Source organism: Teichococcus oryzae (genome assembly GCF_008386565.1).
GTDB classification, from domain to species: domain Bacteria; phylum Pseudomonadota; class Alphaproteobacteria; order Acetobacterales; family Acetobacteraceae; genus Pseudoroseomonas; species Pseudoroseomonas oryzae.
In genome coordinates this window covers 1-14,785 of record NZ_VUKA01000036.1, presented here as the reverse complement: position 1 = coordinate 14,785, position 14,785 = coordinate 1, and the positions used below count along the sequence as shown (strand labels likewise).

General features: G+C 63.5%; 16 protein-coding genes and 1 pseudogene. 8 read left to right on the top strand and 9 right to left on the bottom strand.

All coding sequences use genetic code 11. From position 1 onward, the window contains the following. A partial coding sequence (locus F0Q34_RS20765; protein WP_241665607.1) for a DUF2933 domain-containing protein occupies positions 1–317 on the top strand: 317 nt, incomplete at its 5' end. Positions 318–411: 94 nt separating this feature from the next. Here the strand turns inward: F0Q34_RS20765 and F0Q34_RS20760 are convergent. Beyond that, complete coding sequence (locus tag F0Q34_RS20760; RefSeq protein WP_149814288.1) at positions 412–1,644, bottom strand: acyltransferase family protein; 1,233 nt, start codon at positions 1,642–1,644, stop codon at positions 412–414. 92 nt (positions 1,645–1,736) lie between these two features. Next, positions 1,737–2,033 (bottom strand): annotated as a pseudogene (locus F0Q34_RS20755) (ArsB/NhaD family transporter); the annotation flags it as partial. A gap of 104 nt (positions 2,034–2,137) precedes the next feature. Between F0Q34_RS20755 and F0Q34_RS20750 the strand changes: the two are divergent. Both F0Q34_RS20750 and F0Q34_RS20745 read left to right on the top strand, forming a co-directional pair. Continuing rightward, positions 2,138–2,617, top strand: a complete 480-nt coding sequence (locus F0Q34_RS20750) for a hypothetical protein (protein WP_149814287.1) — start codon at positions 2,138–2,140, stop codon at positions 2,615–2,617. Positions 2,618–3,460: 843 nt separating this feature from the next. Beyond that, entirely contained in the window at positions 3,461–3,733 is a 273-nt protein-coding gene (locus F0Q34_RS20745) for a hypothetical protein (protein ID WP_149814286.1), read from the top strand. Positions 3,734–4,600: 867 nt separating this feature from the next. Here F0Q34_RS20745 and F0Q34_RS20740 read toward each other — a convergent pair. Both F0Q34_RS20740 and F0Q34_RS20735 read right to left on the bottom strand, forming a co-directional pair. Then, the gene (locus tag F0Q34_RS20740; RefSeq protein ID WP_149814285.1) at positions 4,601–4,753 is read right to left on the bottom strand and encodes a DUF3309 family protein; all 153 of its coding nucleotides are present in this window, start codon (positions 4,751–4,753) and stop codon (positions 4,601–4,603) included. Further along, positions 4,750–6,234: a hypothetical protein gene (locus F0Q34_RS20735; protein WP_149814284.1), complete on the bottom strand. Its 1,485-nt coding sequence runs from the start codon at positions 6,232–6,234 to the stop codon at positions 4,750–4,752. Before F0Q34_RS20735 ends, F0Q34_RS20740 begins: the two co-directional genes overlap by 4 nt. 109 nt (positions 6,235–6,343) lie before the next feature. Here F0Q34_RS20735 and F0Q34_RS21950 point away from each other — a divergent pair, with 109 nt between their 5' ends. Beyond that, entirely contained in the window at positions 6,344–6,487 is a 144-nt protein-coding gene (locus tag F0Q34_RS21950) for a hypothetical protein (RefSeq protein ID WP_161600976.1), read from the top strand. A gap of 338 nt (positions 6,488–6,825) precedes the next feature. Beyond that, on the top strand, positions 6,826–7,701 hold the full coding sequence (locus tag F0Q34_RS20730; RefSeq protein ID WP_149814283.1) for a hypothetical protein: 876 nt from the start codon (positions 6,826–6,828) through the stop codon (positions 7,699–7,701). A 51-nt stretch (positions 7,702–7,752) separates the two neighbouring features. Here the strand turns inward: F0Q34_RS20730 and F0Q34_RS20725 are convergent, their stop codons facing one another. From F0Q34_RS20725 to F0Q34_RS20710, 4 genes are read right to left on the bottom strand one after another with little or no spacing between them, the layout of a single operon-like run. Beyond that, positions 7,753–8,241: a hypothetical protein gene (locus tag F0Q34_RS20725; protein WP_149814282.1), complete on the bottom strand. Its 489-nt coding sequence runs from the start codon at positions 8,239–8,241 to the stop codon at positions 7,753–7,755. Beyond that, positions 8,238–8,801 carry a hypothetical protein gene (locus F0Q34_RS20720; protein ID WP_149814281.1) on the bottom strand — a complete coding sequence of 188 codons (564 nt, stop codon included), beginning with the start codon at positions 8,799–8,801 and terminating at the stop codon, positions 8,238–8,240. Before F0Q34_RS20720 ends, F0Q34_RS20725 begins: the two co-directional genes overlap by 4 nt. 47 nt (positions 8,802–8,848) lie before the next feature. Then, positions 8,849–9,217, bottom strand: coding sequence for a hypothetical protein (locus F0Q34_RS20715; protein WP_149814280.1), 369 nt, complete (start codon positions 9,215–9,217; stop codon positions 8,849–8,851). 1 nt (position 9,218) lies between these two features. Further along, positions 9,219–9,665 (bottom strand): hypothetical protein, encoded by a 447-nt coding sequence (locus F0Q34_RS20710; RefSeq protein WP_149814279.1) that lies wholly within the window; start codon positions 9,663–9,665, stop codon positions 9,219–9,221. 230 nt (positions 9,666–9,895) lie between these two features. Between F0Q34_RS20710 and F0Q34_RS21945 the strand changes: the two genes are divergently transcribed. The 3 genes from F0Q34_RS21945 to F0Q34_RS21940 all read left to right on the top strand — a co-directional run bounded on the left by F0Q34_RS21945 (position 9,896) and on the right by F0Q34_RS21940 (position 11,410). After that, on the top strand, positions 9,896–10,051 hold the full coding sequence (locus tag F0Q34_RS21945; RefSeq protein WP_161600975.1) for a ribbon-helix-helix protein, CopG family: 156 nt from the start codon (positions 9,896–9,898) through the stop codon (positions 10,049–10,051). After that, positions 10,032–11,162, top strand: a complete 1,131-nt coding sequence (locus F0Q34_RS20705) for a WcbI family polysaccharide biosynthesis putative acetyltransferase (protein ID WP_161600974.1) — start codon at positions 10,032–10,034, stop codon at positions 11,160–11,162. Before F0Q34_RS21945 ends, F0Q34_RS20705 begins: the two co-directional genes overlap by 20 nt. 71 nt (positions 11,163–11,233) lie before the next feature. Further along, a complete protein-coding gene (locus F0Q34_RS21940) occupies positions 11,234–11,410 on the top strand; it encodes a hypothetical protein (RefSeq protein WP_161600973.1) in 177 nt (58 codons plus the stop codon). On the opposite strand, the gene F0Q34_RS21935 is transcribed toward F0Q34_RS21940, so the two are convergent. Further along, positions 11,407–14,679: a right-handed parallel beta-helix repeat-containing protein gene (locus F0Q34_RS21935; RefSeq protein WP_161600972.1), complete on the bottom strand. Its 3,273-nt coding sequence runs from the start codon at positions 14,677–14,679 to the stop codon at positions 11,407–11,409. The two genes, F0Q34_RS21940 and F0Q34_RS21935, sit on opposite strands and share 4 nt — an antisense overlap. Between the last annotated feature and the right edge of the window lie 106 nt (positions 14,680–14,785).

The window sequence follows — 14,785 nt, the reverse complement described above, 5'->3', positions numbered from 1 at the left end:
ACAGACCGCAGGACATATTCCTGGCCGGGTCACTTCTCGATGAAAACGCCGGGTCAGATCTCAGCAAAAATCAACACAGAATGCATGACCATGCGGAATCTTCTTGGTGGCGCAGCCGGACCGGCATCGCCGTCATCGGTCTCGGGCTTATCGCCGCGTTCTACGTTCTTCGGGAACACTACGCGCACGTCTTCGGCGTGCTGCCGTACCTCCTCCTACTGGCCTGTCCGCTGATGCACCTGTTCATGCATCATGGCCGGGTAGGGCATGAGGCTGGCGACGAGGCCAGATCCAGAGCACAGCGCGGCCGGAGCTAGTCGCCCGGCGCTGGTCGCGCCGCAGCCTGGTACAGGCGGCGGCACTGCCCATTCCCCCGGCAGCCATGCACGGCGTACCGAAGCGGGCAAGCGCTCAGGCGCGAGGGGCGCCCGGCACCGCTTCGAGAGATCTCGACGCTTTGGAGCGTCTTGAGGCTGCCTGCCCGTTGAAGAGCAGGGTCAAGGCGGATTGGCGGTCCACTATGCAGTGGAAGGCATAGGAAGCCGCCACTGCTACCACAGTGATCAGAAAAAACTCGGCTTCTGCGGGCCAATCCACTGACAGGAAGCCGACAGAAAGCCAGAGGACGATGGGGACGTGCACCAGGTACATGGTCATCGCCGCCTCCACCAAGGCTGCGGAGAGCCGCGTCCGGCGATCCAACCAAAGCCGGGCGGCCGACAACAGGAGGTGGGCGAACAGCACGCCCACCACAGGCATCAGGAAGTAGGTAATGGCCCGGCTTATGTCGCCCTCGCCGTCCTGGAACACGGCCATGATGACGGCCGTGACGAGGGCGAGTGCCCAGACCAACCAGCGGGGGCGTGTGAAGGCTTCGAACCATGCTGAGCGGGCAGCTACCAGGGCGCCCACAAGAAACATCAGACCGTCGGATACGAACTGGCCCGCCACGAAGATGCCGCCCATCAGGTAGGCAATCTCCAGCTTCGCAGCCACAACGGCAACGACAAGGACCACCAAACCCAACGCCGCCGGGCCGAGCCATCGCAGCCACGGATCCTGCTCCAGCCGGTCCTGGGCTTGAGCGATAAAGGCACCGAGACCGCATCTGCTGCCCAGAAGCCAAAGTCCCGCGAAGAGTACGCAGTAAATGAGCAGATATATGAGGAACCAGAGGTGGACGGTCCAGGCGGCGCTCGGGCTGCTCACCACTGCCAGCAGAGCAGGAATAGCGTTGCTCACGCCTCCAGCGGCCACGCTGCTAGCGAGCACCATAAGCGGGCTGACCAGGAGCAGGGACGTCAGCAATGGAATGCCGATGCGCCGCGCGCGCCCGGCCAGCCAGTGTCCCGCGCCGCGCCTCCGGATCATCAGTGAGGCGAAGAAGCCCGCGATGAGAAAGAACACGGGCATGCGGAAGGTGTGGCTGAACTGGAGCGCCCAGGTCACCGGATGTGATTTCTCCGGTGACTCTACAATCCAGACAGCATGCGCCGCATAGACGAGGCCAACATGGTACGGGATCCCGATCAGCATCAGAATGGCCCGAATTCGGTCCAGGAAGTCCCACCGCTGGCTGGGTGCGGACTCTGTCTGAGCGGCAACGGCGCTGCGTACGGCGGTAGGGTGCTTTTCGAGGTCCACGCTGACATGCTTCCGGCAAGTGGCTGCGCCTGATGCCAGGCACTCCGCGCAGATTTACCGGCTGGCGGCCGACACAGTTTTACAAGTTGTGTCTACGCCAATGACGGCACTTCACTGATCGGCGAGTGGCTCCATTCTGTTGGCTTGTTGACGAGGCCGACCTTCATGTACTGCCCCCAAGTAATGGTGTTGCCCTTGCGCGCCACCACCTGCAGCCAGAGCAGCGTCGCCAGGCTGCCGATGGGGGTGAACTCGGGGCCGAGATCGCAGCCGATAACGTTGGCGTAGCCCATGGCCTTGCGGATGGCGGGCGGGATGCCCGGGTCATGCTAGATGGCCCAGGCGCCGAGCAGCACGCCCTGAATGTTGTTCATCACCGAGGGCAGCAAGTGCCTGGACCTTTGCACAGAGCGGACTGGCGGCTATCGGCCGATAGCCGTCATAGCTGATTTAGTTTTCCCCACTGGAGCGGTTCTTTCATTCCACTCCCACTGTGCGCGCCAATCTTGCCGCGCTCCGTCAGGCGGTGGGCAAGGAGGAGGCGTACCAGCTTCTGGAGGACTATGCCGCCAGCCAACTGCGCCAGGCGGCCGCCCCCTCCTGGGGGCGCCTGACGCAGCAGGTGGTGAACGCCTGGGTCTTCCGCCACCACCTTGCCCTGGGGGAGTTCCCAGCGCTGCATGATCGGCTGCGCACGGCCGCCCAGGCGGAGGACCTGGTGGCGCAGGTGGAGCAGCGGGCGCAGCAACAGCTGCGAAATACGATGCAGCAGCGCCTGCAGGAGATCCGGGCCGCCGAGGCGGCCAGCCGGGCGGCACGGCGGGATTTCGCCCGTAGCCTGCTCGAGCCCATCCTGCAGGTCGGCGCACCGGAGGAGGTGCCGCAGGCCCTCGGCCGCCTTCTCGCCTCGGACCAGCACATCACCGCCCTGCGGCAGCTGCGCCAGCAGCTCGCGGGCGACGAGCCGCCCTAGCGGGTGGGCGGCGCCGTCGGGGGGTGGGCGGCTCCTTCCTGGCGTGGCTGGCAGCGGTGGCGGCCGGCTGGGTTCCCGGGCTGAGCGGGGCCGAGTTCGCCCCGTCATGCGCGCCACTGGCATGACACGGGTCACCGACCTGCTGACCGTAGCCATGTTGGACCCCAGGCTTGCCCGGATGCCGATGCTCGAGGGGACGGCGGAGAACCAGCGCCGCGCCGCCAAGGGGCTCCGCACCTGGCAGTGCAAACGGACTGCGGCGCCGTCCATCGGTGCCGGCGGAACGGGATCGGGAGTGATAGCAAGCCGCTACAGGACCAGGAGGTGACCATGCAAAGGGGCCCTCGGGTACCCTCTTCGAGGCCGCCACCAGTTCCAGAGTCGCAGCCCAGATCAGGCTGACGCGAGCGGGATGTGGGGGAGATTGTGGGGGAAAGAGAAAGAGCAGGATTAAAAATCCTGCAAATACAATCTATTAATTAGAGAGAATGGTGTCCCCGGCGGGATTCGAACCCACGGCCCCCAGATTAGGAATGTTGGACAAACACTGAGGAATCAGTGGGTAGTTTCCGCCTGCTAGGCGCGCCGGACGTACAGCTTCTAGTTTGCGGCGGAGGCAGTTTCCGCCTCCGCCGCGTAGGCCTGTGACGGCCTTTACGGTAGCAAGCCAAGTCACCGCCCCTCCTCTGCCAGCGAGAACCTATGGCCGGTTGAAGGCAAGCTCCTGATTGGATTCCGGTCCTGACGGCAAGGCGGCCTCCGCCACGCCTCAGCAACTCTCTTGTTCTTCTTTCGTTCTCTGTTGTAGCTTCGCGCCGCCCCCTTGCGATGGAGTTCCGGACGATGAATCTCAACCCCCGCCTGCTCGACCCTGTGACCGAACACCGGGTGCGCCAGACCCTCCAGCTTGCCCTTCGCGAGGGCTGCACCGTCCGAGAGGCCAAGGGCGAGGCTCGTGGATATCTGCGCGCCCTGAGCCCGGCCATGCCGCAGGCGCACATTGTTGAGGCCGTGGACGGTATCCTGGCGGAGATCGATCCGATGCTGAACGACCTGGCGGACTGCGAGCCTGATGGCCGCCGCACGCCGCCGGGACAGTTGAACCTGGGGCTCTAGTTATGTCCGGCGAGGAGATGAAGGCCTGCCTGGAGACGCTCAGATGGGGACAAAGCGACCTTGCACGGCTCCTGGGAATCGACGAAGCCAAGGCCCGGCGGATGGCGCGGGGACAGGCCCGAATCCCTGATCGGCTGGCCTCCTGGCTGCGCGAACTCACCCGCGAGGTCGCGGCTGTCTATGCCCGTTACCCACCCCCGCGGGTCGGCTGATGCGTCACCGTGGCCGATGCTGACCGGACGCCTTCTCAAGCACGCGCTAAGTGGTAAACGAGCTATGCGCGCGTGAGGGGAGCTTCATCTTGGTAGATCGCCCTAGGAAAGATGGGTCATGGGGGCTCCCTGTCACGCTGTGGAGGGGCTTGAAGTACTCCCTTTTTGGGTGCCTGGCTGGGGTGTCAGTGCTGGCGCTTTGGATACTTCTGGCACTCGTAAATCCGGCAAACCGTTGGCTTTACGATGGAATTCTCGCGATTGGCGGCCGCATCACAGGCATCGCACTGCTGGGCCTTCTACTTTTCGGGGCCGGCAGTTTCATCTTCTGGATCTTCACGAGAAGGATCTAGGCATTCGGATTGCGGCCGGGCCCTTATCAGGTGCGGTATGCCGGCCTTACCTGACCAGCCCCAAACGCAAAAAGCCGCCCGCCCCAGATCGGGACGGGCGGGAGGACGGGATTCGGTACGACAATTGCCACCATCGCCAGTGGCAGGCTGAGCCTAGCACCTATTTCCGGTTGTGGTAGGGGCGAATTGAGGCCTTAAGCCAGCGCCGCCCGGCCGGAGCCCTGCCGGCCTTCTGACAAGCCTCAAACACAAAAAACCGCCCGTCCTAGATCGAGACGGGCGGTCAAGTGATCACGGTCGGCCTACAAGCGGCCGGTTGCTAACATAATCAGCAAGACGACCAGCACGACAAGGAGAATCGAGGAAGGGGCAACCCCCCAGCCCCTGGAATGCGGCCAAGCAGGGATTGCCCCCACGATCAGCACCACCAGGATGAGAAGCAGGACGAGGTTCATGCCAGCGCCGCCTGCAGGGCTTGGCTCGCCGCCTGGATTGCCGCGAGTCGCCCGTTCGCGGCGTCCAGCGCGGCGTTCCGCGCCGCCAGCTCCGCCTGCAGCGTGGTGACCTGCCGCTTCAACGCCGCCACCTCCTCGCTGTTGTCCGGCTGCTCCGGATCCGGATCAACCGGCTCCTCGGGATCAGACGGCACGGCGCCGGCTTCGGTCAAGATCGGCAGCGCCCGCTCCAGCCAGGCCGCCGCCAGGCGCGAGGCCTCGGCATCCCAGCCGCTTCCCTGCCGGACGGCGGCATAGATCCGCGCCAGCGCTGGGATGGGCGCCTCGGCATCAGCCGGCGCTGCTCCCGCCACGCTGCCGGCCTTCGCCCGCGCCGCCCAGGCCGTGTGCTCCACTTGGCGCAGGGTAGCGTTGGCCGGCTCGGGGTGCTTGTCGCGAGCCGCGAAGGCAGCCTCATGGATGACGGCCAGCAGATCCAGGGCCGGATCGGCCGGCGCTGTCGGCGTGGGCTGCGGGGTCGGCGTGGGAGTTGGCGATGGGGTCACGGGCGGAAGGGCGGGGGCGCTGCCCTGGCCCGAGTTAGCCTGGCGAACCCGCGCATCGAGCGCCTTGATGGCGGCGTTCAGCTTCGGGAAACCACCCTTGCCGATCGGCCCGATGTAGGCCTCGTTGCTGCCGCGCCCGTCCCACCAAAGCCAATGGATGCGGTGCTGGATGATCTTATCGCCAATGCCCTGCACAACTTTTGTGAGGTCGATGCGCTCACGCGGCGTTTCGTTCTTGCTGTAGGGCCGGACGCCCCATTCCGGAATCCAGAGCCCGGTGACGCCAAGCTGCTGCGCTTCGCGGAGCATCCGGTTGAGGCCCATCTTGCTGTTCAGCAGGTCGTCCAGCATCCCGCCCGGATCGCTGCCCTGATACTCGTCCTTACAGTACAAGTTAATCCCAAAATCGTTGCAGTATTCCTTGCCGGGGAACACGCCGACGAAGGAGGCGGACCGGTCGCTGTTCCACTCAGCGAAGTTGATGATCATGCGGAAGCGCGACGAAATGCGCTTCATCACCTTGCCGAACTCTTGGAATACGACCTTCGCCTGCGCCTCATAGGTCTTATTGAACGAGTGCGGGAACCAGTTGGCGTTGCCTTCGTACAATGGCGACAGATAGATCAGGTAATCGCCTGGCAGACCGCTGATCAGGTTCTTCAGCATCGTCTCCCAGTAGGCGTTGTACGCGCCACTGGCAGCCTGGGAGAATGCCGTGCCGGCCGCGATGGTCTTCGGCCACAGCACCAGGCACACCTGAAGCTCACGCGGGTATAGCGCCTTGCCGTTGTCCGCGATCCACTTCGTGGAAGTGACATCCTTCCAGTCAACGCTGCCATTCGCGCCTCGCACTAGTTCGACCCTTCGGCCCAGGAACTCCTCATAGTCGAAGACGCGCTGGCGGTTGTTCGCAAACCAGAGACCATGCTTGATCACGGGGGGATAACTCCGAATTGTGAAGGGTGGAATGGATCGGGCGGCGCCATTGCGCCATTTTTGAAGGCGACGGGCTGAAAGCGGCCGCCATCAGGCCGGAGACCGTGTGATGCAATTCCGTCTGAGCATCACCGAGGCCGGTTACGACTGGGCTCTGGCCGAGGTTGAGCCGCATTCTGACAATGAGCCCGGCTCCGGCACCGAGGCGGCCGCCCGCTTCAACGGGCTGTCTGACCCTGATCGAGCACTATGATGCCAAGCATTGGCAGATCGAGGCGGAGCCTCTGACCCCACCAAGCCGCAAGAGGTCATCGCATTGACGCGCGCATACGCTGCAGCGCCGATAGGCGACAGGAAAAGACAATCTCCGGCTACCGCTGCAATACAAGCGCGAGCCCAAAAGCGAAAATACAACCTTGCCGGGAAGTCATGCGATAGTTAAGCTGTGAACCAGATCGTGTTCTTGGGATGTCCACGGATCAGAGCGCCAGGGCTCGACTGCGGCGCCTGACTCAGCGTCGTAGGCCATCTGCCCTCTGAGCATAGGGTTTCAACTGTACGGTCGGTGTGGTCACGGGACTGGAGCCGCAAGTGGTCGAGACGATTCTGTTCGAGGATGAACACATCTACATCGTTCATCGCCCAGGCGCTTCACGCTTCAGCTTGGTCACCTTCAGCGAAATGATGTACCGGCGGGAGCCACCAGAGTTTTGGGGCGACAAGATCGCACAGAAGCATTCTATCGACACCGTCGGTATTGTCGCAAAGGCATCCAACTGGTTCCCCGCCAGCTCCGTGGTCCCTCAGATTCCTGAAATCAGGTCAAGGCTCAAACCGTCTGCCATCACCTACGGCTTCAGCATGGGTGGCTATGCCGCCTTGAAGTATGGGAGGGCGATCGGCGCACAGTCTGCTCTCGCGGTCTGCCCCCAAGTTTCGATCTCACCCGCGGATGTTCCGTGGGATGATCTCTATCGAAGCTACTTTCGACCCGATTTGCACCAGAACATGGCCCTCCAGGCAAGCGAACTCCCGGAGAATGTCTGGATTGCGTATGATCCCTACTACTGGCGCGATGCGCTGCACGTCGATGCGCTGGCCCTGATGTGCAGGCCCTCCGAGTTGCGTATTCGGTTCATGAGGCACGCTGCCATCTGGTTCATGTCCGAGAACTCGTTCGCTGTTAAGGTCATGGAAATGATCGATGGGGCGGCGCCGCAGTCAGGGCTCCGCATGGTACGCACGCAAACACGGTCGTCGCGGGCCTACCTGATGCACCTGGGCGTCGCCGCCTACGAGCGAGGCCACGGACAGTGGGCTGAAGCGGTATGGGCCAAGGCAGCTGAGCGGGGTGCGACACAAGAGTCCATCGATCGTCTTCGGACACAAGCGGAGCGCCACAGAAGGGACCGGATATCTCGGCGCCACAAGGACTTGGCCTTGGCGGCTTCGCTAGCCATGCAGTAACTTGGCGAGCGGTCCGAATGATATAGCCTGTACGGGGCGCCTCGCCGGCATTCACGCCCGAGAGGACGTCAAGCCTGCGCCCTGCCACCAGACGGGCCAGGTTTGCGGATGCGGCTTCCCCGGCCGCCACAGCCGCAGCGCGTAGCAGGCCCACGCGGCGTGCTGCTCGACCGGAATCGGATAAGGATCAGTCAGCAGCAGCAAGCGCGCGAAGCCGTAGGCCAGCCCGTCATGCCCCTCGATGGCGCGCCAGATGGCCGTGGCCTCGAAGCGCACTGAAGCGGCCTCGCACAGCGCACGGGCCTTGGCGGCGCTGGTGCGGTGGGTCATGACGCCGTGGACGCCGCCGCCTTTCTCGAATTGCCAGAATCCATGGGCATAATCGATGGGCACCTGAGCGCGGTGCGTACAGGCGCTCTCCTGCCCGGCCACGGCCAACAGGAAGCGGTGCGCTTCGATGCTGGACTGGATGCCGGCATGAACCAGCGCCCACTGCGCGGCCGGCCGCTGGATGCGCGCCAGGAACTCGGCTTGGTTCATCGCCGCACCTCCTGCAACTGCTGTGCATTGAGCCGGTCCGCCTCGCTCGCCGCGCCTGGCAGCGTCAGGAGAGGCGTGGCCCGCGCGGCGATCTGATCCATGCGGGCGTTCGCGCTATTGGCCGCCGTGGCGTTGCCGTAGAAAAAGCCGGCGATGATCGGGAGCAGCGTCGTCAGCACGCCGAGTGCCAGGGTGAAGATGCCGCTGCCGTCCGCAGGAACGCCTCGGAAGGCGAAGATCAGCAGGATGGCCGCGTAGAGCAGGAGCACGCCTGCCGCCCCGCACACCTGGGCCCAGGCGATCAGGTTGGACTTTTCTGACAGCGCCCGCGCATCGGCCACATCCGCCAGTTCCGCCTGCCGCTCCGCCAGCGCGATCCTTGCAAGCTCTGCGCGCAGTTCTGCCTGTTTGTCCGGCGGCAGGTTCTTGATCTCGGCTGGATCAGACGTGCCGACGATGGCCTCGGCCGCGGCCTTCGCCAAGCCGGACGCCTGGCCGAGCCCGAGCAGACGCAGCAGCTCAGGCGCTAGGCCGAGCGCCGCGCCGATGAGCGGTCCCATGTGGTGCTCCAGATTATGAGGATGCCGGCAGCCGGCCGGCGGCGGGGTTAGTTCGGCTTCGGCAGCGGCGGGATCGGGTCCTCCAGCCGCGGCAAATCGAGGTTCGTGGTGAAGGGCTGCAATTCGAATTTAGCGATGCGTGCCGCGCTGATCGCCGACTGCTGAGCGCCCGCTACCTCGCCGCGCATCTCGTGCGCCTTGGCATGCCACCACAGCGCCAGTTCGTACCAGCGCTGTCCACTCTGCCGCTCAAACTCACGCATCGTCCGCTCGTGTTTGAGTTCGGTCGTCAGACGCTTGATCGCGTCCTCATCCTCTTTGTCGCCTCGGTTCTTGAGGCCCAGGAACATGCCGCCGGCCGCTGTCAGGATCGCAGCAATGGACGCTCCAATCGCCGTGATGTGCTCCGGCCCCACTTCACGAGTACCCTTTCCACAGCCTCACCGTCAGCACGAAGGAGATCAGCGCCAAAAGAGCAGTCGCCACGGCAGTCATCGGAATCGGCAGGTCCCGAGCAAGCGCCTGCAAGCTGACACTGTAGGTGACATGCGACCAGAAGGCACAGGTCGCCGCGACCGTCCAAGCGCGCCCGCGCTGGTTCTCGGCCGCCAGCATATAGCCATGGATAGCGGCCATCAGGACGCCCACCATCTCCCAGAAGTAGGCAAAGGGCGTGAAGAAGACAGTCAGGTACATGCCTGGCCGCTCATCCAGCGTCACGCCGCTGAAAAACGCCAAGATGCTCCACAACACGCCGCCGCCCACACCGATGACGATTTCCAGCCAGCCGGGATATCTGGCGAAGGCAACCAGGTGCCGTAGCGGGTCGATGGCACGGCGGAAGCGCGCGACTACGGTGGGCATTCGGCGGCTCCTGACGCAGCGCCCGCCAGGAACGCGACGATGTTCCTGGCGACGGGCGGGGGGCTCATTCGAGCCCCCTATGCTGGAGGGGTACGATATAGCCGTTCACGATCCGGGGCATGGATCACTCCTGGGCGGCCCTCATAGATGCAGAGAGCGTAAGGTTGCAGAACATTTTTAGATAACCAAGAAGTTGTTTCTATCCTTCCAGGGGTGTATGGATGCACCCTATGGACACCCTTAGAAGGTCAGTGCACCTGACCTCCCAGCAAGCCGAGGCGCTTCAGAACGAGGCTTCGCGCCTCGGCATCACCTTCAACGAACTGCTGCGCCGCATCGTCGATGAGTGGCGCTTCAAGGATGCGCATGGGGGCGCCCGTGTCTGAGCCAGTGGATCTGCCAGGGGTCAACAGGGGGCAGAGCAAGAGGCCGGATGCCAAGCGTGTCCTGTTCTATGGGGCCTGCCACGCATCCATTTTTGCCTCGGTTTTTTCCCGCTGGGGCACCAGGGACGACTTTGTCTACGATTATGCGACCAACTGGCGAATGGTCCTGGATGGAACTCCGTTCCCCTATGATGCTGTTTCCCAATGGGACACCATTGTCTTTAGCCCAATCGAAAATAAGGAAGGCTATGAGACGTGGCGGGTGGTCGAGGCATGCAAGGCCAACGGCGTAAGGTCAATCTGCTACCCTCATCTGCACTGGCGGGGGTATTTCCCCAAGATCTCCAAGGGCCGGTTCTTCGCAGGAGATGAATGGCACTTTCCGGAGATTGCGGAGTCCGCGAGTGCATCAAGGTCCTACGAGGAGTTTGTCCGGCAGGTCAGCGAGCTCCACACAGATGCCGTCGCTATTCAGCTAAACGCAGAGGAATCGACGCGGCACCTCGAATTGCAGGAGAAGACAAACCAAACGGCGTTCCGCATATCCGATTACATCCGCTCGGAGTATCGGAACCAGCGACTGTTCATGACGCCAGGACACCCAACTCAGGTCCTGTACGCTGAGGCCATCAGACGGCTAAATGAGCATTTGGGGCACCCGTTGGATCCCTCCTATTACTATGTGGCGGAGGAACCACAGCGCGGGCTTAAGACCCCGATTCCTCCTAATGTTCACCGTGCTTTGGGCCTAAAATTTGCAGATGCAGACACTCAGTTTTCAAATCAGACACTTGGCGCACGCACCATAGCTTGGCCGGAATATCTGCGCCTGACCTATGGGTATGAAAAAGGTACTCCGTTCTTCAAGAGCAATACCGCGACATTCCTCAAAGCTCGGCCGGATCCGATTGCCGATCTAGAGGACATTGAAAAAGTTTCAGTCCCGCGCGGGGCAGTGCTGCAGGCTTCCCAGAATGGCGCCGCGCTGTCAGGCCATGCAGAGATGTCATTGTCCTGGCTCGATTCTGTGACGCAGAAGAAAGTGGCGAGATGGCAGAAGGTGTACTTATTCCGGGAGCATTGGCAGGAGATCGCGCCAGATAGGGCCTGATTCGCCAACGCGACACTCCCCACATCTTTCGACGCACGAGAGATTTCGCTTACTTCAATTAGGATAGCCTCATGAGCAACGACTGCAACGAGCCGCCCCGCGAAAATCCGATCTGCGAGGAGATGGCATTTTGGGACCGCCTCGTTGCCGACAGCAAAATGCGCGGTCTGCTGGAAGATGAGCCCGCGCCTGCGGATCAGCCTCGCCTCGCAGTTGACGCCTGTCTGGCTCAGTGGAAGCGCGACTAGGACTGCCGCGCACCCTCCAAGCTACAGGTCCAGAAAACTCCGCCCGCAAGGCCAGTGACCTGGATTGCCAGGCCGCCGCCCGTAGTGTCGGCCAGCGCCGTGACGGTTGCCGATGCGAAAGCCGCATCGCTGAACTCAGCCGTCACGGACGCCCCCACGAGTGTCGTGGCGCTCGCATCAGCGCCGCGCTTGATAAGCCCGCGCGCCGTCCAAGCGGCCGACGCCCCGCTACTGGTCCGGGCCACGATAGTTGCTCGGAACATCACCGCAGAATTGTTCGGCAATGTGTAAACCGGCCCAGTCCCAGCACCTATCGGGCCAAGCTGCGTCGGCTCAGCATTGGTGGTGCTCCCCCCCGCTACCACCGGCAGGATCGCCCGGCGGGAGGTCGTGCCGCCCGTTTGCACCTCGACCGCGCCAGTCACAATGCCTCCGACCCGTTGCAGGGCGCCGGAGGCAGTGTTGTTCGCAGTGGTGGCGGTCGTGTTCACGCCGTCTAGCTGCGTTTTTGTGACCGGCTGGTTCCCGGCCGTCCCTGGGCCAGAGAGGCTAAATAGACCGGTCATCGAGACGCCGCCGGCCAGCGGCAGCGCGGCATCGGCCTTGGTTTGTGCCGAAGCGGCGGCAGACGCTGCGCTGGCCGCCGCCGTTCCGACCGCGTCAAGCTGCTGCTTGGTCACGGGGTGAAGCGCAGCCGTTGCATCGCCCGAGAGCGTGAATGGCGCCGTCATAGTGACGTTGCCGGCGGTCGTCAAAAGGAAAGCCCAGGCCCCAGAGGCATAGACCTCCACGCGGCTGTTGTCTGTGTTGAAGCCAGTATCGCCACCCTGCGGAGAAGCGGGGCGATTAGCTGTGTTGCGGCGCGGCAGGCGCAGCGCCTTGCCCGCCACATCGAACCTATTACCGACCGTAGCCGTATAGTCACCGGGAACGGTGAAGCCCTGCACCGAAGTCGTGGCATTCTCCACCGTTGCCGCAGCGGTGAAAACTGTATTCGCGACGCGGTTTGCCCCAACATTGAGATTGCGGAAGCGGTTACGGGCTGAGGCCGCCCCTTCTTCGACCACGCCGTAGCTCTGCGCCGTCGTCGTCAAGTTGGCCGCCGCCGGACTGACTACATCGCAGTCGTAGCAATCGACCATGCGCAAGCCGGCGCTGACATTACTGTCTGTCTTGCCGTTGTCGTAGCCGCGGACTGCGTCAAAAACGACGTGTCGACAGCCGGTAGCGCGGATGCCGTCGTCATCGGCAAGGGTGCCGCAACCGCGAGCCGTCAGAGCAACGCGCCCATACCGCAGAGCAGTGAGTTCGGCTCCCACACCAGCGCAAGAAATGGCTTCGCCTGCGATGACCTGCGGAAACAGCAGATCGCTCAGGACGAAGCCGCGCCCCTTGACGCCGATGGCCTTGTTGCCAACGCCGAGGGAGTGGCCCTCGCCACCAATGATCCTGAAGCCGCTGGAGCCATTGCGGACAATATTGTCGTCCAGCCGGAGGCGGTCTGAGCTGTTGGAGAGGAAGCCGATGGTGAACCCATCCAACTCACATCCCACGATGACGGCATCGTCGCTCTTGTACGCCTGAATACCTTCGGGGCTGGCACCTCGCGGATCTGTCTGCGCATCACGAGCGGTAAAGCGCGCGCCGGAGATGAGGGCGCGGTGCGAGCCCTCGTCCAGCTTGATGCAGGAGGAGCCGGGCCGGATACCAGTTGGATTGATGATCCGCCGGCCGATGGCATGGCCCCCGCCCCAGGATGAGGCGCGGCAATCCTCCGCCCGGCAATCCACTGAGATGGCGTTGAGCGTTCCAAACCCCTTGTTGTCCGCGAACAGCGGTCCGCTGCCCTGGACAATGCCGCCGTACCACGACTGAGACACCAGCACGCCGCTGATGACTGTGTCACGCATTGGCTCAAGCGAGCCGTTCATGTAGATCGCGTGACGGTTCTCATAATCGGCGTCGAGGGTATAGCTGTTGAAATACCCCGTCTGCGTCATCTCGTCGTACGTCTGGCCCGTCACTTCGCGCCAGTGACCGGCGGCAAGATCCGGTAAGATGCTGACTGCATCGGCCGTGTGCGAAGCTACGAGAACAAACACGCGGTCTGCGGCGGTGCGCACGGCTGCAAAGGTGCCGTCTGGCGCCGTGGAAACAATGCGCTCGCTCGTGGAACTATAGGTGAAGATCTGCCCAGGGGTCCAGTTGGTCGTGTAGGGGATGACCGGCGCGGTGTCACCGTTGCCGATCACTGCCAAGTCAAAAAGCGCGTGCCCGTGTCCGAACAGGGCCTCGACGACAGACTTCCGCCGGCCGAGGGCTGTGGGGATGTCGTTGTGGGCGAATTTGCGGATGACGCTGCGCTTCATACCTTGGCCGCGGAGCCGAGTGCCGGACAGTTTATCCTGAAGGCTGCCGCACAGATCGATCCAGTCGACCCAGTACGAGACATCGTTCGCCGGAACGAGAATCTCCCACCCGTCGGGTGTTTCATCAATCGCAGCCATGAAGGCGGGGCGCCAGTTCTCGCCGTCACGCAGGGTAGCGAAGTCTGATACGGAGATCCGCTCCCGCAACTTATTGATGACAGGACGCGTAGGGGCATCAGGCGCCTCGGTCGGCCGATAGGTCGTCCGCTCGATAACAGACCCCTCGGCGTCTCCTGCCAGCCGGCCAGCCTCGTCCCGCGCCGCCTCCGCATCCCCCGCCCGCCGGTCCGCCGCCTCCGCGCTCCCCGCTGCCGTCCGCACCGCCTCGGCCACCTCCGTCAGCGGCTGTTCGATGGCTTCGCGGGCGGCGTCCGCGCCGGCTTCGCGAGCAATGGGCCGGGCTTCCTCGCGCGCCGCGTCCCTTGCCTGAGGCAGCACGTGATCGGCGGCCGCCTCGCTTGCCCGATCCTGGATGTCGCCGAGGGTGGTGCTCAGGGTGTCGAACGGCGCACCGTCATCGGGAGACGTCCGCCCTACCACCGGGAGCAAGGTGTCTCGATCCAGAGCTGGCGATCGCGGCAGCTCAGCGATGCGCAGGGCGGACACCAGCCCGCCATTACCGGTGGCCAGCGCCTGATCAGCCTGCGACAGCCAGATCGCGGCTTCCGGCGCAATGCCAGTCTGAGGCGCCGCCGCCACATCGAAAACCTGCCAGGCCGTCTGCCGCTGCGGCGACAGGCTCTTGAGCCGGACGGCCCAGGATCCCCGCAGGTCGGGCTCATAGGCGCAACGCCAGAGCGAGGCCGCAGCATCCCAGATGCCGGGGAGCTCGATCTGCACGCCATCCGGCTGGCGCCAGAGGAATGTGACTGTTGATTTTTGCTGAGATCTGACCCGGCGTTTTCATCGAGAAGTGACCCGGCCAGGAATATGTCCTGCGGTCTGT